At 72.7% G+C, this 23453-nt stretch carries 20 protein-coding genes, 4 pseudogenes and 1 riboswitch; of the genes and pseudogenes, 13 read left to right on the top strand and 11 right to left on the bottom strand.

All coding sequences use genetic code 11. The features are described from left to right. Positions 1-43 precede the first annotated feature (43 nt). The 3 genes from ABGA99_RS05325 to ABGA99_RS05315 all read right to left on the bottom strand — a co-directional run bounded on the left by ABGA99_RS05325 (position 44) and on the right by ABGA99_RS05315 (position 4651). Entirely contained in the window at positions 44-2305 is a 2262-nt protein-coding gene (locus ABGA99_RS05325) for an MMPL family transporter (RefSeq protein WP_347582235.1), read from the bottom strand. Between the two features lie 106 nt (positions 2306-2411). Beyond that, positions 2412-3872, bottom strand: a complete 1461-nt coding sequence (locus ABGA99_RS05320) for a HAMP domain-containing sensor histidine kinase (protein WP_347581017.1) — start codon at positions 3870-3872, stop codon at positions 2412-2414. Then, positions 3869-4651 carry a response regulator transcription factor gene (locus tag ABGA99_RS05315; RefSeq protein WP_347582234.1) on the bottom strand — a complete coding sequence of 261 codons (783 nt, stop codon included), beginning with the start codon at positions 4649-4651 and terminating at the stop codon, positions 3869-3871. The genes ABGA99_RS05320 and ABGA99_RS05315 overlap by 4 nt, the downstream gene beginning before the upstream one ends. Before the next feature lie 132 nt (positions 4652-4783). Here ABGA99_RS05315 and ABGA99_RS05310 point away from each other — a divergent pair, with 132 nt between their 5' ends. Next, complete coding sequence (locus tag ABGA99_RS05310; protein WP_347581019.1) at positions 4784-5647, top strand: helix-turn-helix transcriptional regulator; 864 nt, start codon at positions 4784-4786, stop codon at positions 5645-5647. Then, positions 5644-5895: a DUF397 domain-containing protein gene (locus ABGA99_RS05305; protein WP_347581020.1), complete on the top strand. Its 252-nt coding sequence runs from the start codon at positions 5644-5646 to the stop codon at positions 5893-5895. The genes ABGA99_RS05310 and ABGA99_RS05305 overlap by 4 nt, the downstream gene beginning before the upstream one ends. Positions 5896-5937: 42 nt before the next feature. Here ABGA99_RS05305 and ABGA99_RS05300 read toward each other — a convergent pair whose 3' ends face one another. Further along, entirely contained in the window at positions 5938-6342 is a 405-nt protein-coding gene (locus tag ABGA99_RS05300; protein ID WP_347581021.1) for a hypothetical protein, read from the bottom strand. A gap of 644 nt (positions 6343-6986) precedes the next feature. Between ABGA99_RS05300 and ABGA99_RS05295 the strand changes: the two genes are divergently transcribed. The 5 genes and pseudogenes from ABGA99_RS05295 to ABGA99_RS05275 all read left to right on the top strand — a co-directional run. After that, entirely contained in the window at positions 6987-7247 is a 261-nt protein-coding gene (locus ABGA99_RS05295) for a hypothetical protein (RefSeq protein WP_347581022.1), read from the top strand. Then, positions 7219-7746, top strand: a complete 528-nt coding sequence (locus tag ABGA99_RS05290; RefSeq protein WP_347581023.1) for a DUF6879 family protein — start codon at positions 7219-7221, stop codon at positions 7744-7746. Before ABGA99_RS05295 ends, ABGA99_RS05290 begins: the two co-directional genes overlap by 29 nt. Positions 7747-7775: 29 nt before the next feature. Further along, positions 7776-8627 (top strand): helix-turn-helix transcriptional regulator, encoded by an 852-nt coding sequence (locus ABGA99_RS05285; RefSeq protein ID WP_347581024.1) that lies wholly within the window; start codon positions 7776-7778, stop codon positions 8625-8627. A 50-nt stretch (positions 8628-8677) separates the two neighbouring features. Then, a pseudogene (locus ABGA99_RS05280) lies at positions 8678-9192 on the top strand (DUF6879 family protein). A 36-nt stretch (positions 9193-9228) separates the two neighbouring features. Next, positions 9229-9864 (top strand): annotated as a pseudogene (locus ABGA99_RS05275) (DUF5753 domain-containing protein); the annotation flags it as partial. 36 nt (positions 9865-9900) lie between these two features. Here ABGA99_RS05275 and rocD read toward each other — a convergent pair. Then, entirely contained in the window at positions 9901-11106 is a 1206-nt protein-coding gene (gene rocD / locus ABGA99_RS05270) for an ornithine--oxo-acid transaminase (RefSeq protein WP_347581025.1), read from the bottom strand. A gap of 127 nt (positions 11107-11233) precedes the next feature. Beyond that, positions 11234-11324, top strand: a riboswitch (ZMP/ZTP riboswitch). A gap of 31 nt (positions 11325-11355) precedes the next feature. Between rocD and glyA the strand changes: the two genes are divergently transcribed. Then, entirely contained in the window at positions 11356-12645 is a 1290-nt protein-coding gene (gene glyA, locus ABGA99_RS05265) for a serine hydroxymethyltransferase (RefSeq protein ID WP_347581026.1), read from the top strand. A gap of 112 nt (positions 12646-12757) precedes the next feature. Here the strand turns inward: glyA and ABGA99_RS05260 are convergent, their stop codons facing one another. The 3 genes from ABGA99_RS05260 to ABGA99_RS05250 form a co-directional block, all read right to left on the bottom strand. Next, entirely contained in the window at positions 12758-13561 is an 804-nt protein-coding gene (locus ABGA99_RS05260; RefSeq protein WP_347581027.1) for a hypothetical protein, read from the bottom strand. A gap of 130 nt (positions 13562-13691) precedes the next feature. After that, the gene (locus ABGA99_RS05255) at positions 13692-14582 is read right to left on the bottom strand and encodes a hypothetical protein (protein WP_347581028.1); all 891 of its coding nucleotides are present in this window, start codon (positions 14580-14582) and stop codon (positions 13692-13694) included. Further along, the gene (locus ABGA99_RS05250) at positions 14572-15219 is read right to left on the bottom strand and encodes a sigma-70 family RNA polymerase sigma factor (RefSeq protein ID WP_347581029.1); all 648 of its coding nucleotides are present in this window, start codon (positions 15217-15219) and stop codon (positions 14572-14574) included. Before ABGA99_RS05250 ends, ABGA99_RS05255 begins: the two co-directional genes overlap by 11 nt. A gap of 171 nt (positions 15220-15390) precedes the next feature. Between ABGA99_RS05250 and trpS the strand changes: the two genes are divergently transcribed. The 3 genes and pseudogenes from trpS to ABGA99_RS05235 form a co-directional block, all read left to right on the top strand. Then, the gene (gene trpS / locus ABGA99_RS05245; RefSeq protein ID WP_347581030.1) at positions 15391-16410 is read left to right on the top strand and encodes a tryptophan--tRNA ligase; all 1020 of its coding nucleotides are present in this window, start codon (positions 15391-15393) and stop codon (positions 16408-16410) included. A gap of 20 nt (positions 16411-16430) precedes the next feature. Continuing rightward, the gene (locus ABGA99_RS05240; protein ID WP_347581031.1) at positions 16431-17012 is read left to right on the top strand and encodes a 2'-5' RNA ligase family protein; all 582 of its coding nucleotides are present in this window, start codon (positions 16431-16433) and stop codon (positions 17010-17012) included. Positions 17013-17195: 183 nt separating this feature from the next. Next, positions 17196-17921 (top strand): annotated as a pseudogene (locus ABGA99_RS05235) (YihY/virulence factor BrkB family protein); the annotation flags it as partial. Here ABGA99_RS05235 and ABGA99_RS05230 read toward each other — a convergent pair. Continuing rightward, positions 17838-19211 carry a serine hydrolase gene (locus tag ABGA99_RS05230; RefSeq protein ID WP_347581043.1) on the bottom strand — a complete coding sequence of 458 codons (1374 nt, stop codon included), beginning with the start codon at positions 19209-19211 and terminating at the stop codon, positions 17838-17840. The pseudogene ABGA99_RS05235 and the gene ABGA99_RS05230 overlap by 84 nt on opposite strands. A 375-nt stretch (positions 19212-19586) precedes the next feature. After that, a complete protein-coding gene (locus ABGA99_RS05225; RefSeq protein WP_347581032.1) occupies positions 19587-20156 on the bottom strand; it encodes a GNAT family N-acetyltransferase in 570 nt (189 codons plus the stop codon). Positions 20157-20329: 173 nt separating this feature from the next. Between ABGA99_RS05225 and ABGA99_RS05220 the strand changes: the two are divergent. Beyond that, positions 20330-21033 (top strand): annotated as a pseudogene (locus ABGA99_RS05220) (hypothetical protein); the annotation flags it as partial. A gap of 308 nt (positions 21034-21341) precedes the next feature. Here ABGA99_RS05220 and ABGA99_RS05215 read toward each other — a convergent pair. Then, the gene (locus ABGA99_RS05215) at positions 21342-22679 is read right to left on the bottom strand and encodes a N,N-dimethylformamidase beta subunit family domain-containing protein (protein WP_347581033.1); all 1338 of its coding nucleotides are present in this window, start codon (positions 22677-22679) and stop codon (positions 21342-21344) included. Positions 22680-23113: 434 nt separating this feature from the next. On the opposite strand from ABGA99_RS05215, the gene ABGA99_RS05210 reads away from it, so the two are divergent. Continuing rightward, complete coding sequence (locus ABGA99_RS05210) at positions 23114-23449, top strand: hypothetical protein (protein WP_347581034.1); 336 nt, start codon at positions 23114-23116, stop codon at positions 23447-23449. The last annotated feature ends 4 nt before the right edge of the window (positions 23450-23453 follow it).

The raw sequence follows: 23453 nt of genomic DNA, 5'->3' as shown, positions 1-23453 counted from the left end.
GAAAGAGCCCAATTGACTACTGTCCGTAACCATCGGGTTGTCGTCACCGCCCTTCACGGCCGCCGCCCGTCTTCGCCAGTTCCTGTGGGCGTGGCTCGTCTTGCGGGTCGGTGGGAGTGGTGTGGGGTTCCACTGCCAGGTGGGGGAGGTGGCGGTCGAGCCAGGCGGGGAGCCACCAGTTGGCGGGGCCTATCAGGTGCATCAGGGCGGGGACCAGCATGGTGCGGATGACGAAGGCGTCCAGGGCCACCGCGCCGGCCAGGCCGATGCCCGCCATCACGCCCTCCAGGTCGCCGCTCAGGACGAACGCGCTGAAGACGCAGATCATGATGAGCGCCGCCGCGTTGATGACCCGGCTGGACTCCGCGAGGCCCACGCGGACCGCGCGGGCGTTGTCGCGGTGGTGGACCCACTCCTCGTGCATGCGGCTGACCAGGAAGACCTGGTAGTCCATCGACAGTCCGAAGAGCATCGCCAGCGTGATCACCGGGAGGAACGCCGTGATCGGCACCTCCCGGCCGAGGCCGAAGAGGTCGCTGCCCCAGCCCCATTGGAAGATCGCGACCAGGGCGCCGAAGGCAGCCGCCGCGGCGAGCAGGTTCATCACCGCCGCCGTCAGCGGCACCACCACCGAGCGGAACGCGACCAGCAGCAGGACGAAGCCCAGCGCGACGATGATGCCGACGAAGAGCGGCAGCTTGCCGGTGATGACGGAGGCGAAGTCCTTGTTGATCGCCGTGACCCCGCCGACGTGGACGTCGAGCGACGTGCCCGCCCGCGCCGCCGGGATGACGTCGTCCCGTAGCCGGTCGATGAGCCGGTCGGTCGCCTCGTCCTGGGGGGCGCTGTCCGGGATGACCTGGACGACCGTGATCCTGCCGTCCGGGGCCGGGGCGGGGGTGCCTACCTCTGCCACGCCCTCGGTCCGGGACACGCGGGTGATCAGTTGGCTCAGTGCCGGGGTGTCCGCCTTCTCCGGGGTTTCCGCGACCAGTTGGAGCGGGCCGTTGAAGCCCGGGCCGAAGCCTTCGGCCAGGAGGTCGTACGCCTGGCGCGTGGTCTTGGACTCCTGGTGGTTGCCCTGGTCGGTGGTGCCGAGGCGGAGGGAGAGCAGCGGGAGGGAGACGATCGCGATGGCGGCGACCGCGAGTGACGCCAGCAGGCGCGGCCGGCGCTGCACCAGCAGCGCCCAGCGGGCGGCCCGGCCCGCGGCCTCCCCGGCCGCCGGCCGACCCGGCTCCCCCGGCTCCGGCGCCCGCTCCGGGCCCCGCTCCGCGAGCCTGCGGCGCTGGCGGCGGCTGAGTACCCGGGTCTGCAGGATGCCCAGCAGCGCCGGGAGCAGGGTCACCGACGCCGCGACGCCCAGCAGCACCGTGAGCGACGCCGCGATCGCCACCCCGTTCAGGAACCCGATGCCCAGCGCGATCATGCCGAGCAGCGCCACGCACACCGTCCCCCCGGCGAACAGCACCGCGCGCCCGGCGGTGTCGAGGGCCCGTACCGCGGAGTCCTCCACCGGCATGCCGCGGCGCAGCCCCGTGCGGTGCCGGGTGACGATGAACAGCGCGTAGTCGATGGAGACGCCGAGGCCGATGAGGCTGCCGAGGAGGGTGGTGGCTTCGGCGAAGTCCGTCGTATGACTGAGCAGCGTGACGGTCATGAGACCCGTACCGATGCCGAAGACCGCGCAGACGATCGGCAGCAGCATCGCGAACAGCGAGCCGAAGGCGATCGACAGGATGACCGCCGCCGCGACGATGCCCGTCACCTCCGCGAGACCGCCGGGGGCGCCCTGTACCGCCTGGATCGCTTCGCCGCCCAGCTCGACCTGGAGCCCGTCGACGTCGTCGGCCGCGGCCTGGGCGGTGTCGACGACCTCCTCGACGTTCTCCTTCTCCAGGTTCATGGCCTGCTCGGTGAACGTCACCTGCGCGTACGCGATCCGGCCGTCCCCGCTGATCTGCGCGCCGCCTTCCGGCGCGTACGGGCCGACGATGCGGCCGACCTGCGGCACGTCGGCGATGCCCGCCAGCGCCGCGGTCATCCGCTCGCGGATCTGCGGGTCGCGTACCGAGGCGCCCTCCGGTGCCCGCCAGACGACGCTGTCGGTGTCCCCGGAGGTCTGCGGGAAGGATGCGCGCAGAAGGTCGACCGCCTCGGCGGACTCCGTGCCGGGCAGTTCGAAGTCGTTGGCCCAGCGGCTGCCCGCCGCCTGTGCGGCGACGGCGGTGCCGAGCAGGGCGCACACCCACAGCAGCAGGACGACGAAGCGGTGGCGGAAACAGAATCGGGCCAGTGCGGCCACGGCGGGACTCCTCGGGTCGGCGACGGTGACGCGGGTTGCAGCGTGTGTGTCAGCGTCGCCGCGCGGCCGGGGCGTACCCAGGGCCCTCAGGGATCCCGCAGGGGCTTCACACCGAACTCTCAACTCGCGCGTCGGGCAACGGCAGCCGGATGGTGACGGCCATGCCCGCACCGGGCGCGGTGTCGAGCGCGACGTCGCCGTCGTGCGCCTCGACCACCGCCCGCACGATGGACATGCCCAGGCCGCTGCCGCCCGCGACCCGCGCGCGTCCCGGGTCGGCGCGGAAGAACCGGTCGAAGATGCGCGCCGCGTCCTCCGGGCGCATGCCGGGCCCGGTGTCGGCGATGCGCAGGACGGCGGCGCCGTCGCCGGTGGCGGCGGAGAGGGTGCAGGCGGCGTCTTCCGGGGTGTGGGTGCGTACGTTGGCGAGGAGGTTGCCGAGGACCTGGCGCAACTGGGCCTCGTCGCCGACGACGACCGCGGGCGCCGCGGCGTCGGCCGTCACGGGGCGGTGCGGCTGCTGCGCGCGCAGGTCGGCGGCGGCGTCGCGGACGAGGGCGGCGAGGTCGACGGGGGCGCGGTCGCGGGCGGGGTGCTGGTCGAGGCGGGCGAGGGCCAGGAGTTCGTCGACGAGGCGGCTCATGCGCTCGGCCTCGGCGCCGACGCGGGTCAGGGCGCGTTCGGCCTCGTCGTCGTCGAGGATGCCCTTGTCGTAGAGCTGGAGGTAGCCGAGCACGGTCGCCAGCGGGGTGCGCAGCTCGTGCGAGGCGTCGGCGAGGAACTGCCGCTGCCGCGCGGCGGCTTCCTCGCGGCTGGCCATGGCGCCCTCGACCTGCTGCAGCATGGCGTTGAGCGCGTCGCGCAACTGCTCGACCTCGCTGCCGCCGGGCGGCGAGGTGTCGACGCGGCGCGACAGGTCGCCCTCGGAGATCGCCGACGCGGTCTCGACCATGTCCTCCAGGGGGCGCAGCCGGCGGCGGGCGGCGTGCGAGGAGACGACGGCGAGGAGCAGCAGGAGCAGGGCGCCGAAGACGGCTTCCATGACGAAGAGCTTGCGTACGGCGTTGCGCACGCCGTCGTAGCGGGTGGTGTTGATGGCGTACGAACCGTCGTCGAGGCGGGTGACGGCGGCGCGGTAGTGGTGGCCGCCGGCCACGATGCTGGTGACGTCGCCGGAGTCGGCGAGGGCGCCCGGGTCGTCGACGGAGGCGGCTATGTCGCGGGAGAGCCGCCGGTTGTCGCCGCCGAAGAGCACGCAGGTGGGCCGGAGTTCGCCGGCGGCGTCGAGGAGGACGAACGGCTCGTCCTTGGCGGAGCCCGCGACGCCCTTGTCCTCGCGGACGCCGAAGGTCTCGGCGATCTGGCACACCCGCACCAGGGCGGCCCTGCTGACCGGCCCGGAAGCGAGGGTGTCGCGGCTCTGGCGCACGGTGGCGTCGACTTCGCCGACGAGGAGGGTGTACGTGCCGAAGAGGCTGGCGCAGGCGGCGGCGAGGAGACCGACGGCGAGGATGACGACGTTGGTGACGGAGAGCCGGTTGCTCAGGGAACGGGGAAAACGCTTCACGGCGGCGGCCCGGCGGGGGCTGCGGAATCCTCGGGGCCTGCCGGTCCTGCTGATCCTTCCGGTCCTGCCGGTCCTACGGGGCGCAGGCCGTAGCCGACGCCGCGGCGGGTCTCGATGAGCGGCGGGCCGAGGGGGTCGAGCTTGCGCCGCAGGTAGCTGATGTACGTCTCGACGACGGTGGACTCCACCGCGGTGTCGAACTGCCAGACGTGGCGCAGCAACTGCTCCTTGGTGAGGATGCGGCCGGCGTTGCGCATGAGGTGGCGCAGCAGGTTGTACTCGGTCGGCGTCAGCTCCACGGGCGCACCCCCGCGCCGTACGGTGAACGTCGCCTCGTCCAGCTCCACGTCCCCGTGCCGCAGCACCCCGCCCGCGGGCGCACGCCCCCGGGTCCGGCGCAGCACGGCGCGTACGCGGGCGACGACCTCGTCGACGTTGAACGGCTTGGTGATGTAGTCGTCCCCGCCGAGCGCGAGTCCGCCGAGCACGTCGGCGGGCGCGTCGCGGGCAGTAAGGAAGATGACGGCGGGCTCGTCCCCGTACGCGCGCAGCTCCCGGCAGACCTGCCAGCCGCTGCCGTCGGGGAGCATGACGTCGAGGAGGACGAGGTCGGGGGCGTGGGCGCGGGCGAGTTCGAGGGCGCGCCGGGCGGTGGGGGCGGCGCGCACGGCGAAGCCGTGGAAGCGCAGGGTGATCTGGAGGATGTCGGCGATCCCGGGATCGTCCTCGACCACGAGAACGGACTGCCCCACCGCACTTCGCTCCGCCGCACCGCCCATGGCCCCAGTATCGGGCGGCGGTCAGGCCCACGGCGGGCGCGATTCTGCGAGTTCCCTGTGAGAAGCGGGACGTGTACAAACTGTATGCGTACATACACAGAGAGTGGACAGTACTCATCACCTTCCGTAAGCATGGAGCGCACGCAACGGGAGGTGGCGGAGATGGTCGCGGGTACGGGTGGTGTGGGTGAGCCGGAACCGTCGGACAGCATGCGGACGTTCGGCGCGATGGTCCAAGCGCTGCGGGAACACACGGGGTTGAGCCGGGAGCAGCTCGGGGAGCATGTGCGGTACTCGAAACACATGGTGGCGTCGATCGAGGTCGGCCGCCGGCTGCCGCCGCCGGACTTCGTGGAGCGGGCGGACCCGGTGCTGGGGGACACGGGTGTGCTGCGCCGGTCGGTGCCGCATGTGGTGCGGAAGCCGGGGCTGGCGCGGTGGTTCCGGGAGTGGGCGCGGCTGGAGAGGGAGGCGATCAGCCTCTATACGTACGAGTGTCGGTTGATCCCGGGGCTGTTGCAGACGGAGGCGTACGCGCGGACGCTGTTCGGGCACCGGCTGCCGCCGCTGGACGACGAGGAGATCGAGGCCCAGTGGGCGGCCCGGTCGGAACGCCAACGGATGCTCGCGGAACGGACGCACACGGCGTTCAGCTTCGTGGTGGAGGAGCACCAGTTCGTGCGGAGGATGGGCGGCGAGGAGGTGACGAGGGGCCTGATCGACCATGTGCTGGAGGTCTCGCGGCTGCGGAACGTGGAGGTGCAGGTGATGCCGCTGGTACGGGAGACGCACGCTGGAACGGCCGGTCCCATGCAGCTACTGGAAACCCCGGAGAATTGCTGGTACGGCTACAACGAGAGCCAGGAAAGCGGCCAGTTGATCACCGATCCGAAAGTGGTCAGTGTGCTCCAGCGGCGCTATGCCAGGATGTGCGCACAGGCTCTCAGCCCCGAGGATTCCGCGAGCCTGCTGCAACGGATGCGAGGAGCGCTATGAGCACTTCGAACCTGACCTGGCACAAGTCCGGCTACAGCAGCGGCAGTTCTGGCGACTGCATCGAAGTAGCCGTGGACTGGCACAAGTCCAGCTACAGCAGCAGCGAGTCGGGCGACTGCGTCGAGGTCGCCGCCTGCCCCGAGGCCGTCCACGTCCGCGACTCCAAGGACAAGACCGGCCCCCACCTCACCTTCACCCCGGACGCCTGGGCCGCCTTCGTCGCCTACGCCCGCAACGCCGCCGCGTGACGCGGCGGTAGGTCACGCCCGCAACCCCAGCAGGCGACCCGGTCAGCCGATCGGGCAGCGGCACTCGGGTCGGAACCGATGCGGGGAGCAGCCGATCAGGCAGACGGAGAGGAAGCGTCCCCCGGCGAGCCACCACCCGCCCGCGACGTCCTCTCCGCCCGCGACCGCGCACGCCGCGGCCTCGGTGCGGTCGGGCACCTGCTGCCGGTCGTGCGGTAGCAGCGCGTCGGCCTGTGCCCGTACGCGTCCGCCCCACCAGGCCGCGGCCTCGTCCGGATCGCGCCAGGTGCCTTCCACGCAGGAGGCGGGCTTCAGCAGCCAGTGCGCCAGTTCCAGAGGCGGCACGCGGCTCACGGCGAACTCCCTGTGCACGGGGCGCCGCGGGCCGTCCTTGGCCAACTCGCGTCCGCTGCCGAGCCAGACGTAGCCGTGGTGGTGGTCGCTCACCGGGACACCTCGTCGCCGTACACGGGGTGAGGGGCGGCACGGCCGCCCCTCACCTGTCTTGCGTTACTGACGGCCGCAGCCGTCTCCGTCACCACAGCCGCCGGCGGACTCGCCGTCGTCGTCTTCCGGCTCCGCCTTGACCGGATCGGGAAGGTGCCGCATGGTGACCCCCTGTCGGGTCCGCGGCACGAGGCGTCTCCTCGCGCCGTGTTGCCCGCAGAACCCCGTCGCCCCGGGGTTCTGGCCCGCCCTGTGCGGCCCGCCGTCCAAGCCCGGCGGCCGGGGCGGGAGCCGTCGTTCCTCACCAGCCCCGCCCCCGGACCCCGCGACACCGCGGACAGCCGCAGGGCGGCCATTCGGAGGTGAGCAGCGGAGCGCAGTCCCCCGCGAAGTACCGCCGTGTCGGCCCCCAGGTGCGGCCACTGGTCCGGGAGACGCGAAGGGTCAGCAGCGGTCGGAGGGGCGGGGTGGGGGCACCGGGCTGGGTCGCCATGGCGTCGACGCTAGGGAGTCGTTCGGGCACCTGGCCAACGATGTGCAGATTTCTGCGAACTGCATGTCAGACCCAAAAGAGTGACTTGACGGCCTACTTTCAGGGCAGGACCCTGATGCACAGAACTGCACGAGAACTACGGGAGGCACCCATGCCATTAGTCTTCGTCGGCATCGACCCCAACACGGGCCAGGACGAAAGCCCTACTGTGTGGGTCGACACCGACGCCAGGGAACTCGTCCTCCAGGGGTGGAAGCCCGGTCCGGAACTCGAAGCGCAGTGTGCCGCGACCACGGTCCCCGGGCACGCGCAGGGCATCCCGGACAGCGAGGCCGTGGTGCGCATCCCCGCCCGCATGGTCGACAAGGTCAAGGAGGCATGCGATGCCCTCGGGCAGGCCGACCTTCAATGAGCTGATGGCCGGCTGCACGCAGTCGGCCGTCCACCTGGAGATGCGCGACGTCTACGGGATCGACCAAGAGAAGGAGTCGTTCGCCGCCTGGAAGAACGGCTTCCGACACGACCCGGCGGACCGAGACTCATGGTGGCGGCCATGGCACGATCTCATCGCCGAGACGGTCGGCCGCGGTGTCGTCGTGCGCCGCGCCCGTATCGTCAGCGAACCGGTCACGGACTACATCCGGTACGAGCACTCGGGCACCTTCACCAACGTCGCCGCCGGGGAGCAAGTCCGCTGGCTACCGCGTCGGCAGGCGTCGGACCTAGCCCTGCCAGGCAACGACTTCTGGCTCTTTGACGGGCAGTTGATCCGCTGGAACCACTTCACCGGCGACGGCGGGTCGGGCGGGCCGGAGTTGAGCGACGACCCGGCCGCTGCGAAACTGTGCGCCACGGCGTTCGAAGCCGTGTGGCAGCGGGGCATCCCGCACGACGAGTACGAGATCCGCTGACGTAGAAGGGCATCGGACAGGCCAGCTCATTGCCTATCTCTCCGTCCTCCTCCGCCCAAGCCGCGCGCGAAGCTGTCGCTCAGCGGCTGCGCAACCTGCGCAAGGGCGCCGGGCTGACGGTGGTCGAGCTGGCCTCCCGATGCCACTGGCATCACGCCAAGACCTCCCGTATCGAGAACGCACACACGGCGCCGTCCGCGAAGGACATAAGGGCCTGGTGCCTCGCCTGCGGGGTGGAAGACCAGGCCAAGGATCTGATCGCGCAGTCACTCCATGCCGAGTCGATGTACACCGAGTGGCGGGACCAGATTCGCGGAGGGCTCAAGGCCCTACAGGAAGGTTCGATTCAGCTCTTCCAGGACACGCGCCTCTTCCGCGTCTACTCCTCGACGCTGGTACCCGGCCTGCTCCAGACGGAGGGTTACGCGGCGGCGCTGCTGTCCGGGATCGCGGACTTCCAGGAGATCCCGAACGACGCCGCGGAGGCGGCAGCGGCCCGTGTGCGGCGTTCGCAGGTGATCAACGAAGCAGGTCACAGATTCACGCTCCTCGTCGAAGAAGGCGTCCTCCACCACCAGATCGGAGACACCGGCGCCATGGCCGGTCAACTGGGCTACCTGCTGACGGCCGGCGCGCTACCCGCGGTGTCGCTGGGCGTAATCCCGAGAGCAACCCGCGCCCGCTCCATGCATCCCCGGGAGACCTTCCACGTCTACGACGACAAGCTGGTATCCGTAGAGTTGGTGTCGGCGCGGGTCAGAATTGTGCAGCCTTCCGAAATCGCCCTCTACCTCAAGGCGTTCAACCGACTCCAGCAGCTCGCCGTCTACGGCGCCGAAGCGCGGGCACTGATCCTCAAGGCCATCGAAGCCCTCGACTGACCTCGCCGGACGACGCGGCCGAGACTCGCCGCACCAAACCGGAGGCACCCATGCCAACGTTCAATGAGCTGATGGCCGGCGCCAGGCAGTCGGCCGTGCACTTGGAGATGCGGGATGTCTACGGGATCGACCAGGAGAAGGAGACGTTCGCCGCCTGGAAGAACGGCTTCCGACACGACCCGACGGACCGGGACTCGTGGTGGCGGCCGTGGCTCGACCCGATCGCCGAGACGGTGGGCCGAGGTGTCGTCGTACGCCGCGCCCGTATCGTCAGCGAGCCCGTCACGGACTACATCCGGTATGACCACTCGGGCACCTTCACCAACGTCGCCGCCGGAGAGCAGGTCCGCTGGCTGCCGCGCCGACAGGCGTCGGACATCGCCCTGAGGGCAACGACTTCTGGCTCTTCGACGGGCAGTTGATCCGCTGGAACCACTTCACCGGGGACGGAGGATCGGGCGGCCACGAGTTGAGCGACGACCCGGGCGCCGCGGAACTGTGCACCACGGCCTTCGAAGCCGTCTGGCAGCGGGCCATCCCGCACGAGGCAGACGAGATCCGTTGACGTGAAAGACATCGGACAGACCGTAGAGGCGAAGGCGAGTCGGAGGATCTGATGGCAAAGTCACACACCGAGACGACGTACAACGAGTGGCGGCACGGTCAGCGCGGCGGCCTCAAGCCACTGCAAGAAGACTTGGTGCAGCTCTTCCACGACACGCGGCTGTTCCGCGTCTACTCCTCGACGCTGGTACCCGGCATGGTCCAGACGGAGGGTTACGCGGCGGCCCTGCTCTCCGGAATCGCGGAGTTCCATGGGATCCCGAACGACGGCCCCGACGCGGCAGCCGCCCGTGTGCGGCGTTCGCAGGTGATTCACGAGCCGGGCCACGAGGTCATCCTGCTCATCGAAGAGGGCGTGCTCCGCCACCGGATCGGAGACACCGGCGCCATGGCCGGTCAACTGGACTACCTGCTGACAGCCGGCGCACTACCGGGCGTATCGCTGGGTGTGATCCCGTTTTGCACACCGGCCCGCCCGATCTCCCCAACCGAAACCTTCCACGTCTACGACGACACACTGGTGTCCGTTGAGTTGGTATCGGCAGAGGTCAACATCGTTCAACCCTCTGAGATTGCCCTCTACCTCAAAAAATTCAACAGACTCCGGCAACTCGCCGTCTACGGCCCCGAGGCGCGGGCTCTGATCCTGAAGGCCATCGAAGCCCTCGGCTGAACCCGCGCCCCCCGCGCCGCGGTCGCCGCGGCCCCGTCAGCCCGCCAGGGTCTCGCGGAGTTGCTCCAGGCCCCAGTCGAGGTCTTCCTTCGTGATCACCAGGGGCGGGGCGATCCGGATCGTCGAGCCGTGGGTGTCCTTCACCAGCACGCGCCGTGCCATCAGCTTCTCCGAGAGCTGCCGGCCCGTGCCGTGGGCCGGGTCGATGTCGACGCCCGCCCACAGGCCCCGGCCGCGTACCTCCCGGACCGCACCCGTGCCCGTCAGCAGGCCCAGTTCGCGGTGCAGGTGGTCGCCGAGTTCCGTCGCGCGCTGCTGGTACTCGCCGGTGCGGAGCATCGCGATGACCTCCAGGCCCACCGCGCACGCCAGCGGGTTGCCGCCGAAGGTGGAGCCGTGCTCGCCGGGGTGGAAGACGCCCAGGACCGCGCGGTCGGCGACGACCGCCGAGACCGGGACCACGCCGCCGCCCAGGGCCTTGCCGAGGATGTAGACGTCGGGCACCACGCCCTCGTGTTCGCACGCGAACGTACGGCCCGTGCGGCCCAGCCCCGACTGGATCTCGTCGGCCATGAACAGCACGTTCCGGGCCGCGGTCAGCTCCCGTACGCCCGCCAGATAGCCCGGCGGCGGCACCAGCACGCCCGCCTCACCCTGGATCGGCTCCAGCAGCACGGCGACCGTGTCGTCGTCGACGGCCGCCTCCAGGGCGGCCAGGTCACCGTACGGGACGACGGCGAAGCCGGGCGTGTACGGACCGTAGTCGGCGCGGGCCTCGGGGTCGGTGGAGAAGCTGACGATGGTGGTCGTACGGCCGTGGAAGTTGTTCTCCGCCACGACGATCTTCGCGCGCCCCTCGGGCACGCCCTTGACGCGGTAGCCCCACTTCCGGGCGGTCTTCACCGCGGTCTCGACGGCCTCCGCGCCCGTGTTCATGGGCAGCACCATCTCCTTGCCGCACATCTCGGCAAGCCGGGCGCAGAACTCCGCGAAGCGGTCGTGGTGGAACGCGCGCGAGGTGAGCGTCACCCGGTCCAACTGGGCGCGGGCGGCGTCGAGGAGGCGGGGGTTGCCGTGGCCGAAGTTGAGGGCCGAGTAGCCGGCGAGCATGTCCAGGTAGCGGTTGCCCTCGACGTCGGTCATCCACGCGCCCTCGGCGGTGGCGACGACCACGGGCAGGGGGTGGTAGTTGTGCGCACTGTGGGCGTCGGCCGCGGCGATGGCTGCGTCGGTTCGCGTCACGGGATCTCCGTTCCGTTGCGCCGTGAAGGGCGGTGCGGGCGGGGCAGGGGTGGTGCCCCTGTTTCTATCTTCGCTCGGTTGATGCACGAAGGATCCATCACCGGCGGGCGTGCCCGCTAGGGTGGAAACCACGTGCGGCGACTGGCGAACGTGGAACCGACCACGGGGGAGCCGCGCGGCGCAGCAGCCGAGTGGTGCCGCCCGCCTGGGTGCCCCGGGTCCGACGCAGACTCGACCCGGAGGTACGTCATGGCCCCCGCGCACCCCGCGCCCGCCCACCCCGCCCTCGCGCGGACCGACCCCGAGCTGGCCGCCCTCGTCGCCGCCGAGGAGCAGCTCCAGACCGACACGCTGCGGCTCATCCCCAGCGAGAACTACGTCTCCGCCGCCGTCCTCGAAGCCACCGGCACCGTGCTGACCAACAAGTACAGCGAGGGCTATCCCGGCAAGCGCTACTACGAGGGCCAGCAGAACATCGACCCCATCGAGACCCTCGCCGCGGACCGGGCCAACGCCCTCTTCGGCACCGAGCACGCCAACGTGCAGCCGTACTCCGGCTCCCCCGCGAACCTCGCCGCCTATCTGGCCTTCGCCGAGCCCGGCGACACCGTGATGGGCATGTCCCTGCCGCACGGCGGGCACCTCACCCACGGGTGGAGCGTGTCGGTGACCGGCAAGTGGTTCCGCGGCGTGCAGTACACCGTGGGGCGCGAGGACGGGCGCATCGACTTCGACGAGGTCCGGGACCTGGCGCGCGCCGAACGCCCGAAGATCATCATGTGCGGCGGCACCGCCATCCCGCGGACCATCGACTTCGCCGCCTTCGGCGAGATCGCCCGCGAAGTCGGCGCGGTCCTCGTCGCCGACGTGGCGCACATCGCCGGGCTGATCGCCGGCGGCGCGCACCCCTCGCCCGTCCCGCACGCTGACGTCGTCACGACGACCACGCACAAGACGCTGCGCGGGCCGCGCGGGGCGATGATCCTGACCCGCGCGGACCACGCGCGCGCGATCGACCGCGCCGTCTTCCCGGGCCTGCAGGGCGGCCCGCACAACCACACGACGGCGGCCATCGCGGTGGCGCTGCACGAGGCGGCGCAGCCGTCGTTCCGGGAGTACGCGGCGGCGGTCGTCGCCAACGCGAAGGAACTGGCCGCGCAGCTTGCGGAGCGCGGCTTCTCGCTGGTCTCCGGCGGCACGGACAACCACCTGATCCTCATCGACCTCACCGGCAAGGAGGTCCCGGGGAAGCAGGCGGCGAAGGCCCTGGACCGGGCGGGCCTGGTGGTCAACTACAACACCGTCCCGTACGACCCCCGCAAGCCGTTCGACCCGTCGGGCATCCGGCTCGGTACGCCGTCGCTGACGTCCCGCGGGCTGGGGACGGCGGAGATGGCGCAGGTGGCGGAGTGGATCGACCGGGGGGTCGCGGCGGCGCGGACCGGCGGTACGGAGGGGGATGTGGCGCTGAAGGGGATCAGGGGCGAGGTGGCGGAGCTGATGGGGGCGTTCCCGGCACCGGGGCTGGCGGTGGCGTGAGCACGGGGCGGTGGCCGGTCCGTCGGGACCGGCCGTCGCCCGTGGCCGTACGCACCCCGGGTGCGTGAGCCGGAGGGCTCGCGCACCCGGCACGCGCGGTTCCCGGCGGGCCTCAGTCGTCGAGGTCCAGGAGTACGCCGCGGGAGTCGGCCCGTTCGGCGGGTGCCGTCCGGTGGCGGCGGTACAGGCGGGGTGCCGCGGTGGCCAGGAGGGCGCCGGCCGCCAGTCCCGGCAGGGTCCACCACCAGTTGGTACCGGGTCCCGGGGCGGTGGCGGCGCTCGCCTCGCGGTGGGCCGCCCGGTCCGTATCCGCGGCGGCCCGTCCCCGCGCCGGGTCCGCCCCCTCGCCGGAGGCAGGCTCCGGCTGGCTGCCCCCGGCCTCCGGGGCGGCTGCCCCGGTGCCGAACTGCGGCGGCATGTACCACCCGCTCTGCTCCTCCGGCCGGTCCGCGACCCCCAGCCGGCCGAGCAGCGCACCGAGCCGGCCCGGGTGCTCCACCCGCCGCCAGGTCTGCGCCGTCGCCGCGTCCCCGCCGGTGCCCCTGCTGACCACCGCGCCGCCGCGCGCGTCGGGGTAGAGGGTGTCGACGCGCCACACGTGGACGTCGTGCTGCAGCCACGTCACCCTGACCTGCCGCGCGTCCGCGCCGCCGAGATCTTCTTCGGTGAGCAGCGGGTCGAGTCGTGCGCCGGTGCCGCCGATGGCCTTGTCGAGCGCGGCGTAGTCGGGGTCGGTGGCGTGGAGGGCGGCGGCGTCGCCGCTGCCGCCGTTGACGATCAGGACGCTCGTCGGACCGCCCGCGGCGGCGGGTCCTGCGGGCCCCAGGGCGAGCCCGAGCGCGGCGAGGGCCGCGGCCACGGCGGTGGTGACGCGGCGGGTGCGGCGGCGGGTGTGCCGGTGGGTGGGTCTGCGCATGGTGTCGCTCCGTTGTCCGGTCGGTGTCCGGCCGATGCCGGCGGCGTACGAACCGGGCCCCGCTCCCCGTACGAACCGGGCTCCGCCCTCCGTACACCGCGGCCGGTGCCCCGGTTCCGCCCGGCCCCCTTCACGAGACGGAGTTCGCGATGCGCAGGGCCTCCGGCTTGGCGGGGACGCCTTCGAGGCGAAGGGTCAGCGCGTCCGGACCCTGCCACAGGAGGGTGGGGCCCGCGGTGCGGACGGGACGGGTGTACGTGCCGCCGGCCGGATCGTGGAGGAGCACCTCCAGGCGATGCGGCTCGGGGAACCACAGCGCGGTGCCGGTGCGGACCTGCTCCCACTCCGGGGGCACCGGCGACGTCTTGCCGACGAGCGGGTCGAGAGTCCCCCGGAACGCGTCCAGCCGCACCGCGCCGTGACCCCCCGCCCCGCGCTCGGCCGCCCAGCACAGGGACATCATCCGGCCGTCCGCCGAGACGCCCGCCGCGTCCGGCGCCCCCCATGCACGCGGCACCGGCGGCCGGAAACCCGCGCGGCGGGCGGCTGCGTCGAGGCTCAGCGCGCCGCAGCCCGGGACGGCGCCGGGGGGCGGGGCGCCGGGGCCGGACGGCGTCGCCGACGGCGTGACCCGTACCGCGACGCCGCCGAAGTCGAACAGCGACGCCACCCCCGCCCGTACGGGGGGCGCCAGCACGAGCCCGACCAGCACCGCCGCGAACCCGGCGAGCAGCGCCCGGCCCCGCCCCCGCACCCGGCGCCGTACCCGCACCCGCCACCCCGCAACAGGCACGGCCTCCCCCGCAACGCGCCCCATCACCCCCGCAACGACGCCCTCGACGTCCAGCCCGGTCCCACCGGCCGGCACCGCCGGACCCTCCGCCTCACCCCCGGTCGCCGCCGCGCCGCTGCCCGGCGACCCGGCGCCGCCTCCGGCCTGCGACCGCCGCGGCGCCCCCAGCGCCCGCAACTCCTCCTCCAGCCCGGCCGGCCGGTCCAGCCCGTCGCGCTCACGCCCCACCGAGCCCACCTCCCTCCCGCTCGCCCGCCGCCGCGGACCCGCCCGGCAGCCCCCGCTCCCGGCCCCGCAGCGCCCCGCGAACCGGTTCACGGGCCGCCCCGTCCCCCTCCCCCAGCAGCCGCGCCAGCTCCCGCAGCGCCCTGCTCAGCCGGGACTTCACCGTCCCCCGCGGCACCCCCAGCGCCGCCGCCGTCTCCGCCTCGTCCAGGTCCAGCAGGTACCGGTGGATCACCACCTCCCGGTGCCGTTCCCGCAGCGCCCGCAGCGCCGTCACCAACTCCTCCCGCCGCTCCGCCGCCAGCGCCAGCCCCGCCAGATCCCCCGCGGCCACCCCGGCACCGCCCTCCGCCGCCCCGCCCGCCAGCGCCCCCGCGCGCTCGGTCGCCGCCCGGCGCCGGGCCGCGGCCCGGACTGTGTTCTTGGTCTCATTGGCCACGATCCGCAGCAGCCACGGGCGGAAAGCCGCCCCGTCCCGGAAGCCGCCGAGCGCCCGATATGCCTTGATGAAAGCGTTCTGCACCACGTCCTCGGCCTCCGCGCCCGCCCCCAGCAGCAGCGCGAGCCGGTGTGCGGTCTCCGCGTGCGCGCGTACCAACTCCGCGTACGCCTCGGTCTCCCCGTTGCGTACGCGCGCCACCAGACGCGCCTCACCCGCACCGTCCCCGCTGATCGCCGCCCCTCCCCTGCCCACCGGCCCCGCCCCCGCGGACCGCCGCCGGGTCCGCCGCCCGGGGCACCGCCACCGGACCCCGCGCCCTCCCTACACCGCCGGGCCGAAACGCGTTCCGCACCTGAGAGAATGAGCCGCATGGCAGCCCCGACCCATCGCCCCCGCGTGCTCTCCGGCATCCAGCCCACCGCCGGCTCGTTCCACCTCGGCAACTACCTCGGCGCCGTCCGTCAGTGGGTGGCCCTGCAGGAGACGCACGACGCGTTCTACATGGTGGTGGACCTGCATGCGATCACGGTCCCCCAGGACCCCGGGGAACTGCGCGCGAGCACGCGCCTGGCCGCCGCGCAGCTCCTCGCCGCCGGTCTCGACCCGGAGCGCTGCACCCTGTTCGTGCAGAGCCAGGTGCCCGAGCACGCGCAGCTCGGCTGGGTGATGAACTGCCTCACCGGGTTCGGCGAGGCGTCCCGCATGACGCAGTTCAAGGACAAGGCCGCCAAGCAGGGCACGGCCAACACCACCGTCGGCCTCTTCACGTACCCGATCCTGCAGATCGCCGACATCCTGCTCTACCAGGCCGACGCCGTCCCCGTGGGCGAGGACCAGCGTCAGCACATCGAGCTGACCCGCGACCTCGCCGAGCGCTTCAACACCCGCTTCGGCCGGACGTTCACCGTCCCCGCGCCGTACATCCTCAAGGAGACGGCCCGGATCTACGACCTGCAGGACCCGACCGTGAAGATGAGCAAGTCCGCGTCCTCGCCCAAGGGCCTGCTCAACCTCCTCGACGAGCCGAAGTCCTCCGCGAAGAAGATCAAGAGCGCGGTGACGGACACGGAGACCGAGATCCGCTACGACCCGGAGGCCAAGCCCGGCGTCAGCAACCTGCTCACCATCTACTCGACGCTCACCGGCGCCGCCGTCGCCGAACTGGAGCAGAAGTACACGGGCAAGGGCTACGGTGCGCTGAAGACCGACCTCGCCGAGGTGGTGACCGAGTGGGTGACGCCCTTCCGGACCCGTACACAGGAGTACCTGGACGACCCGGAGACCCTGGACTCGCTGCTGGCCAAGGGCGCGGAGAAGGCGCGTGCGGTCGCGGCGGAGACACTTGCCGAGGCATATGACAAGGTGGGCTTCCTGCCCGCCAAGCACTGAGGGCCGGGAAGGAGACGCTTGTGGGGACCGTGACGGTCGGTGTATCGATCGCCGTCCCGGAGCCGTACGGCAGCCTGCTGCAGCAGCGCCGGATCGGCTTCGGCGACACCGCGGCCCACGGCATTCCGACGCACATCACGCTGCTGCCGCCGACCGCCGCCGACGCCGGGGCGCTGCCGCGGATCGAGCGGCACCTGGCGCAGATCGCCGAGTGCGGGGTGCCCTTCCCGATGCGGCTGAGCGGTACGGACACGTTCCGGCCGCTGACGCCGGTGGTCTTCGTGCAGGTCGTGGAGGGTGCGGCGGCCTGCTCCTGGCTGCAGAAGATGGTCCGGGACGCCTCCGGGCCGCTGGCCAGGGAGCTGCAGTTCCCGTACCACCCGCATGTGACGATCGCCCACGACATAGACGAGGCGTCGATGGACCGGGCGGCGGCGGAGCTGGCGGACTTCGAGGCGGCGTGGTCGGTGGCCGGGTTCTCGCTGTACGAGCAGGACGCGGAGGGCGTGTGGCGGCTGCAGCGGGAGTTCCGCTTCGGCGGTGACTCGCCGCTGGAGGTGCCGGCGCAGACGCGCTCCGAGCCGGCGCCGTCGCCGGGCTGAGGCCGGCGCAGCGCGCCGCGCCGCTTTCCCCACCCTCCCCACAGATAACCTGGCGTTTCCGGGGCAGACGCCGGTTCGTACGGCCGCCGCGCGCCCGGTGGCGGCTCGGGGGACGCGACGGCAGGAGCGTACGTGGAGTGGCTGACCAGGTTGCCCGTCGTCGGCCCCTACCTCGCCCGGCTCATGCGCTCCCGCCCGTACCGGGCCTTCGCGTACGTCCAGGCCCGGCACTGGAGCCGGCTCGCCGGGGCCGTGACGTTCAGCAGCTTCGTCGCCCTCTTCCCGCTGATCACCACCGCCGCGGCGATCTCCGCGGCCGTCCTCAGCGACGGCCGGCGCAAGGACATCGAGCGGTGGCTCACCGAGCAGGCGCCCGGCATCTCCGACCGGCTCGACCTGGGCAGCCTCTTCGAGAACGCCGGCACGGTCGGGCTGATCTCGCTCGGCCTGCTGACGTTCACCGGCATCAACTGGATCAGCACCCTGCGCGACGCCCTGCGCGCGGTGTGGGACCGATCGGACGTCTCCGAGAACCTGTTCCTCGGCAAGGGCAAGGACGCCCTCATCCTGTTCGGTCTCGGCGGCACGGTGCTCGTCTCGCTGACCGTCTCGATCACGGCCACGACCGCCGCGGACGCCGTACTCGGCGCGATCGGCATCACGGAAGGCGGCTGGGGCGGCGCACTGCTGGAGGTGGCCGCGTTCGGCGCCGCCGTGACCGCTGGGTTCCTGCTGCTGGTCTACGTCCTCACGCGGCTGCCCGGCGTCCACCCGCCGCGGCGGCGGGTGGTGGAGGCGGCGCTCGCCGGGGCGGTGGGCTTCGAGCTACTCAAGCTTCTTCTCAGCGGCTACTTCAGCGGCGTCGCCGGACGGAGCGTCTACGGCGCCTTCGGCGCCCCCGTCGCGCTCGTCATCTGGATCAACTTCATGGCCCGCCTCCTGCTCTATTGCGCCGCCTGGACGGCCACGCCCGACAAGGTCGGGCAGGGGCCAGCGGCGGTGGATGACGTAGGCGACGATCGCAAGCAGCGCGACTGAGCCGATCGTGATGGCGAGCGCCGTGCCGACGCCGCCCCCTTCCTCGTCGTCCGCGGCGGTGGGCCGGGCGCCGTCGGACGCGGACGGCCGGTCGCCGGAGCCGGAACCCGCGGTGCCGTCGGCGTTGTCGCCGGAGTCCCGGGCCGCGCCGTCCTCGTTCCGCATGCCCTCCGGCGGGACCAGCTCGCCGACCGGCTGTACGGCGGGCGCCGCCTTGAAGCCCCAGTCCAGCAGCTTGCCGGCCTCCTTGTAGACGGCGTTCGACTCGTCCTCGTCGGGGTGCATGACGGTGACGAGGAGCACCCGGCCGTCCCGCTCGGCGACCCCGGTGAAGGTGGCGCCGGCGTTGGTGGTGTTGCCGTTCTTGATGCCGGCGATGCCCTTGTAGACGTCCACGTCCACGTCGCCGGTCAGCAGCCGGTTGGTGTTCTGGATCTCGAAGTACTCGCGCTTCTTGCCCTTCTTCCCGCCGGGGAACTTCGCCCGGGGGGTGGCGGCGTACGCGCGAAAGTCCGGATTCTGCATGCCGGCGCGGGCGAAGAGCGTCAGGTCGTACGCGCTGGAGGTCTGCCCCTTCGCGTCGTACCCGTCGGGGCTGACCACGTGCGTGTCCTCGGCGCCCAGCTCGCGCGCCCGGTCGTTCATGGCCTGCACCGTGGCGTCGACGCCGCCGTTCATGGCCGACAGCACGTGCACGGCGTCGTTGCCCGACCGCAGGAAGACCCCGAGCCACAGCTCGCGGACGGTGTAGGTGAGGTCCTCCTTGATGCCGACGAGGCTGCTGCCCTCGCCCATGCCCTCCAGCTCCTCGGCGGCGACCTTGTGCTTCTCCTCCTTGTTGAACAGGGGCAGCAGGGTGTCGGCGAAGAGCATCTTCAGCGTGCTGGCCGGGGGCAGCTTCCAGTGCGCGTTGTGCGCGGCGAGCACCGCGCCGCTCTCGGCGTCGGCGACGACCCAGGACCGGCCGGTGAGCTTCCTCGGCAGCTCGGGGGCGCCGGTGCCGAGGTCGACGTGGGTGCCGGGCTGGCCGAGGAGGGTGCCCCCGACGTTCGACATCTGATCGGGCGGCCGCGGCTTGTCGTCCTGGGCCGCGGCGGGCGCGACGCCCCCGAGCGACAGGAGCGTGGCGGCGGCGGCGAGCGCGGCGCCGCGGATAGTCACATGAGATGTCGGCACGTCGCGAACCTACCTGGAGTCGCCGTCGATGTGGACACCGAGGTGCGCTAGTCGGCCGATGTGCGCCCCCGGAAGTGACTGGAGGGTACGACTACCCGGTTTGCGCCTCGCGAGCCCCGTCGACGCAGACTCCCACGAGCTCCTCGACGACCGCCATGTGGTCCTCCATCCCGGCGCCGGACGTACCCGGACGCCCCGAGGCGGCAGGGGGAGTCCCGCGTCGAGGCCGGGGCGCTGCGCTCCTCCCAGCCGGCGGGCATGCTCTGCCGGCCGGGCAGGACCTCTTTCGTCTCGGCGGCCGACAGCGCGCGCGGCGCGTAGCCGCCGTCCGGGTCGTCGTTGATGGGTTGCCCCGTCGACTCACCGGCCGCGGCGGGCGCTCGCTTCCCACTGGGCCCGGGTGAGCGCGTACTCGACCTCGCCGTGCTCGGAGCCCTCGATCGCCTCCGGCCAGTCGCCGGTGAAGTGCCGTACGAAGGACAGCCCCGACTTCTCCATGACCCGCCGGGAACCGGCGTTGACGGCCATCGTGTTGGCGGTGACCCGCTCGACCCCCAGATCCGTGAACCCCTTGCGGATCAGCGCCCGGGAGCCTTCGGTGGCGTAACCGCGCCCCCAGGCGGACCGGTTCAGCCGGTACCCGAGCTCGACGACGGCAGGGCTGTCCTCCGCGACCGGCCGGAACTCGAACCAGCCCAGAAAGAGCCCTGTGCCCTTCTCCTGCGCGGCCCAGTACCCGCGGGTCCCCCACAGGTGGTCGCGGAGAAGCCGCGGCAGGACCCGCGTCTCGACCGCCTCGCGACTGGTGGGACGGCCGCCGTTGAGGAAGCGCGTGACCGCGGGATCACCGTCCAGGGCGACCAGATCGTCGGCATCGGCCCCCGTGAACGGCCGCAGGATGAGACGCTCGGTCTCCAGGAAGGTGGCCATGCTGCGATCTTCATCCGGGAGGACCGGGCCCGCCACCGGATTTCCGCGCCGGGCGCAGGGCGTGGACCGCCGCGGTCGGGCTTCCCGGCCCGCGGCTCGGGGACCCCGGGCGACCGTGAGGATCACGCGCACGGCACCGCAGTGGAGTTGACGAACCAGGGGGACCCATCGGCATGGCCGGACAGGAAGCCGATCCGGGCGCGTCTGCGCAGGGCTCCGTCTTCCAGCCGCTGGAGGCGGACGATCCCGCGGAGTTAGGTGACTACGTCCTCACGGCGCGGCTCGGGGCCGGGGGGATGGGGACGGTCTACCTCTCGCACACCCTGGCCGGGCGGCCGGTCGCCATCAAGGCGATCCGCCCGGAGCTGGCGGGCGACCCGGACTTCCGGCGCCGCTTCCGCCAGGAGGTGGCCGCCGCGCGGCGGGTGCACGGCCTCTACACGGCGCCCGTCATCGACAGCGAGATCGACACCCTCCGCTCTGGCTCGCCATGGCCTTCGTCCAGGGCCCCACCCTCGCCGCGGCGGTCTCCCGGCACGGCACGCTCCCCGTCGCGTCCGTCCTGCTGCTGGCCGCGGGCGTACCCGAGGCCCTGCTGCCCCTGCTGCGCCGCTGCCTGGCCAAGGACCCCGCCGAGCGGCCCTCGCCCGCCGAGGTCATCCGCCTGTGCCGGGCGGCCTCCGAGGGCGGCGTGCTGCGGCGTACCGGCACCTGGCTCCCCGAGGCGGTCACACGCCACCACGACGTCCCCTCACCGCCGGCTACGGGCCGGCAGCCGGCGGAAGAGGTGGAGCCGGCCGCGGCGGACGCTGCGGAGCCGGTGGACGCGGCGGACGCGGCGGACGCGGCAGAGCCGACGCACCCGGCAACGGCACCGGCCACGGCCGCACGGAACCCCGGCACCACCTCACCGGGGAACGTCACCACGGGACCGGCGGAACAGGGGGAACGGACAGAACCGGCAGGCCCGGCGGGACCCGCCCCTTCCCCGTCCCGGACGCCCCCCGCCGACACACCACGGCCGGCCGGGAAACGCCCATGCGGTGGCGCACGGTGTGGCGCATGTCCAGGCTGGGACGGCCGCCGATCGTCTGGTCGCGGCGACCACGCGCGTGTCCGGACCCCAGTGGACCGCGGGACATCCCTGCCCGCCCGTCCGGTGTGCGACCTCCCGGCGCCGGGCCCTCAGCCGTGAACGGGGGTCCCGCGTCTCCCCTTCTCGTACGTCTCTTTGAGGTTCGGGTGGGGTGCGGGCCGGTGGCGGGCGGCGGGGCCTTCGGCGAAGGCGTGGAGGAGGTTCTCGGTGGTGCGGGTGACGAAGGTGCGGGTACGGGCGTCCATGCCGTGGACGCGGCCGGCGTGGGGGGTCCTGGCCGTCAGGGCTTCGACCCATCGCATGGTGCCGGTCGCGAAGACCCCGGCGCCGCCCGGGGCGGTGTAGTACGCCGAGTCGCTGCTGCTGCGGCGCCCGTTGCACACCAGCGGGGAGTGCGCGGTGATCTCCATCGGCCCGGGGTGGGGCGCTTCCGGGGCGACCCGGTCGTATTCGACGCCGACCAGGTGGTCGAAGCTGTCGCCGTGGCGTACGCCGGTTCCCTCGTACAGCCAGTGCCCGGCCGCGTGGACGACGTAGGGGGCGTCGGTCGGGTAGCCCTCGTAGAGCACGCCCGTCAGCGTGGACTCCGGGTCGGGGGCCGGGGACCGGCGGAAGTCGGTGGTGACCGCGGAGGGGTGGGTGGCGTAGAGGGGGTCGTCTTTGAAGGAGGACTTGTAGCAGACCACCGTGCGGTCGGGCCGCGGCCCGTCCTGTTCCAGGCGCACACGGCGGTAGCAGGTGTTGGCCCCCAGGAACGCCACATTGGTGCCCGCGTCACGGGCCTGGGTGAGATGCCGGCGCTGCCGCGGCGTCCAGTACTCGTCATGGCCCAGGCAGATGGCGGCGGCGGCGCCGTGCAGCACCCGCGGGTCGCGGTGCACGTCGTTCCCGGTGGTGTAGGCCAGCTTGATGCCCAGCCGTTCGGCCAGCACCACCACCGGCCGCTCGTACACCATGAACTTCTCCGCACCGTCTCGGTCGTAAGGCCGGTCGAAGCTCACCGCCAGGGACCGCTTCCCGTACGAACCGGAAGGGCCCGTGTACAGGTTGTAGCCGCCCCACCGGTTGTACGCCTGCCAGGTCGCCGGCGCATGCATCAGCACCGTCCGGCCCTCGCCCTGCTCCGAACGCACGATCAGCGGCACGTACCGCTGGTGGCCGTCGCGGGTGTCCAGCCGCAGCAGGTACGCGCCCTCCGGCCAGCCCTCGGTGTCGAGGCTCAGGGTGCGCCGCCACCGCGTGCGCACCGTACGGGTGGCGTCCAGCAGCCGCGGCCCGGACTGGGCCCGGCCCCGCACCTGCCCGGACGACCACACCCGCCGGGCCCCGGCCCCGCCGTACCACCCGATACGAAAGGCCGACACCCGGAAGGACGGGGCGGTCGTCGACACATACAGGCCGCACTCCTCGCCCGGGGTCACGCTCACCCGGTCGGCATACGCGGCCACAGCCGCCGCGGACCCCCGGGAGCGAATACGCCAGTCGGACGTCCCCGACCGCTCCCGCTCCGCCTCGGGCCGCTGCGCGGCCCCCGCGCCCCCCTCGTCCGGGGCAGGACCATCACACGCACCGGCGATCACCGGGACCAGCCCCGCACCCGCCTTCAGCAAGGTCCTCCGGCGCAGCACCCGCCCGTCATCTCCGCCGTGCGGCGGCGTCTCCTGCCTCCCGGTACCCACATCGCCTCCGCACGTCCGGCCCGCATGCCCTCACCCCCCAGCCGCAGCCTCACACGGCGGGCCGGGCTCCGCCCGGCGTCACCGGGGACCCTGTACCCGAAACGCGGTCGGCACCCGGGGCCCGCCGGGCCCCCTCGGAACCCCGGACGCCGCCGCTCGCGGAGGGGTGCGAGGCTAGGCGCATGCACCTCTCACGCCGCGCCTCCTGGTTTCTGCTCGCCTTCGGCGGGTGGTCCTGGTTCATCTGGATCACGTTCGTCCGGAATCTGTGGAAGGACTCCAGCGGGCTGGCCTTCGAGGACGGCGACCCCACGGGGTACTTCTGGGTGCACCTCACGCTGGCCGTGACGTCCTTCGCACTGGGGACGACGATCGGGTGGCTGGGCCTGCGGGGCGTACGGGCGGCGCGGCGCGCCGACGGGGCTCCGGCGGACGGTGGTCGGGCCGACGACGGGGGCGGCGGAGCGGCAGGCGCGGGCGGGGACGTGCGCGAGGCGGCGGCCGGGGCCGGGAGGTAGGGCC

The sequence above is a fragment of the Streptomyces sp. B5E4 genome, assembly GCF_039871555.1.
Lineage (GTDB): Bacteria > Actinomycetota > Actinomycetes > Streptomycetales > Streptomycetaceae > Streptomyces.
Note: the sequence above shows the minus strand (reverse complement) of the source record. Positions and strands in the feature narration are given on the sequence as shown.

Coding starts and splice junctions, on each gene's coding strand:
- ABGA99_RS05295 (WP_347581022.1), top strand. CDS start 6,987: ATGCCATTAGTCTTCGTCGGCATCGACCCCAACACGGGCCAGGACGAA.
- ABGA99_RS05260 (WP_347581027.1), bottom strand. CDS start 13,561: ATGCGCAGACCCACCCACCGGCACACCCGCCGCCGCACCCGCCGCGTC.
- ABGA99_RS05310 (WP_347581019.1), top strand. CDS start 4,784: ATGGAGCGCACGCAACGGGAGGTGGCGGAGATGGTCGCGGGTACGGGT.
- ABGA99_RS05290 (WP_347581023.1), top strand. CDS start 7,219: ATGCCCTCGGGCAGGCCGACCTTCAATGAGCTGATGGCCGGCTGCACG.
- ABGA99_RS05210 (WP_347581034.1), top strand. CDS start 23,114: ATGCACCTCTCACGCCGCGCCTCCTGGTTTCTGCTCGCCTTCGGCGGG.
- ABGA99_RS05315 (WP_347582234.1), bottom strand. CDS start 4,651: ATGGGCGGTGCGGCGGAGCGAAGTGCGGTGGGGCAGTCCGTTCTCGTG.
- glyA (WP_347581026.1), top strand. CDS start 11,356: ATGGCCCCCGCGCACCCCGCGCCCGCCCACCCCGCCCTCGCGCGGACC.
- ABGA99_RS05305 (WP_347581020.1), top strand. CDS start 5,644: ATGAGCACTTCGAACCTGACCTGGCACAAGTCCGGCTACAGCAGCGGC.
- ABGA99_RS05225 (WP_347581032.1), bottom strand. CDS start 20,156: ATGGCCACCTTCCTGGAGACCGAGCGTCTCATCCTGCGGCCGTTCACG.
- trpS (WP_347581030.1), top strand. CDS start 15,391: ATGGCAGCCCCGACCCATCGCCCCCGCGTGCTCTCCGGCATCCAGCCC.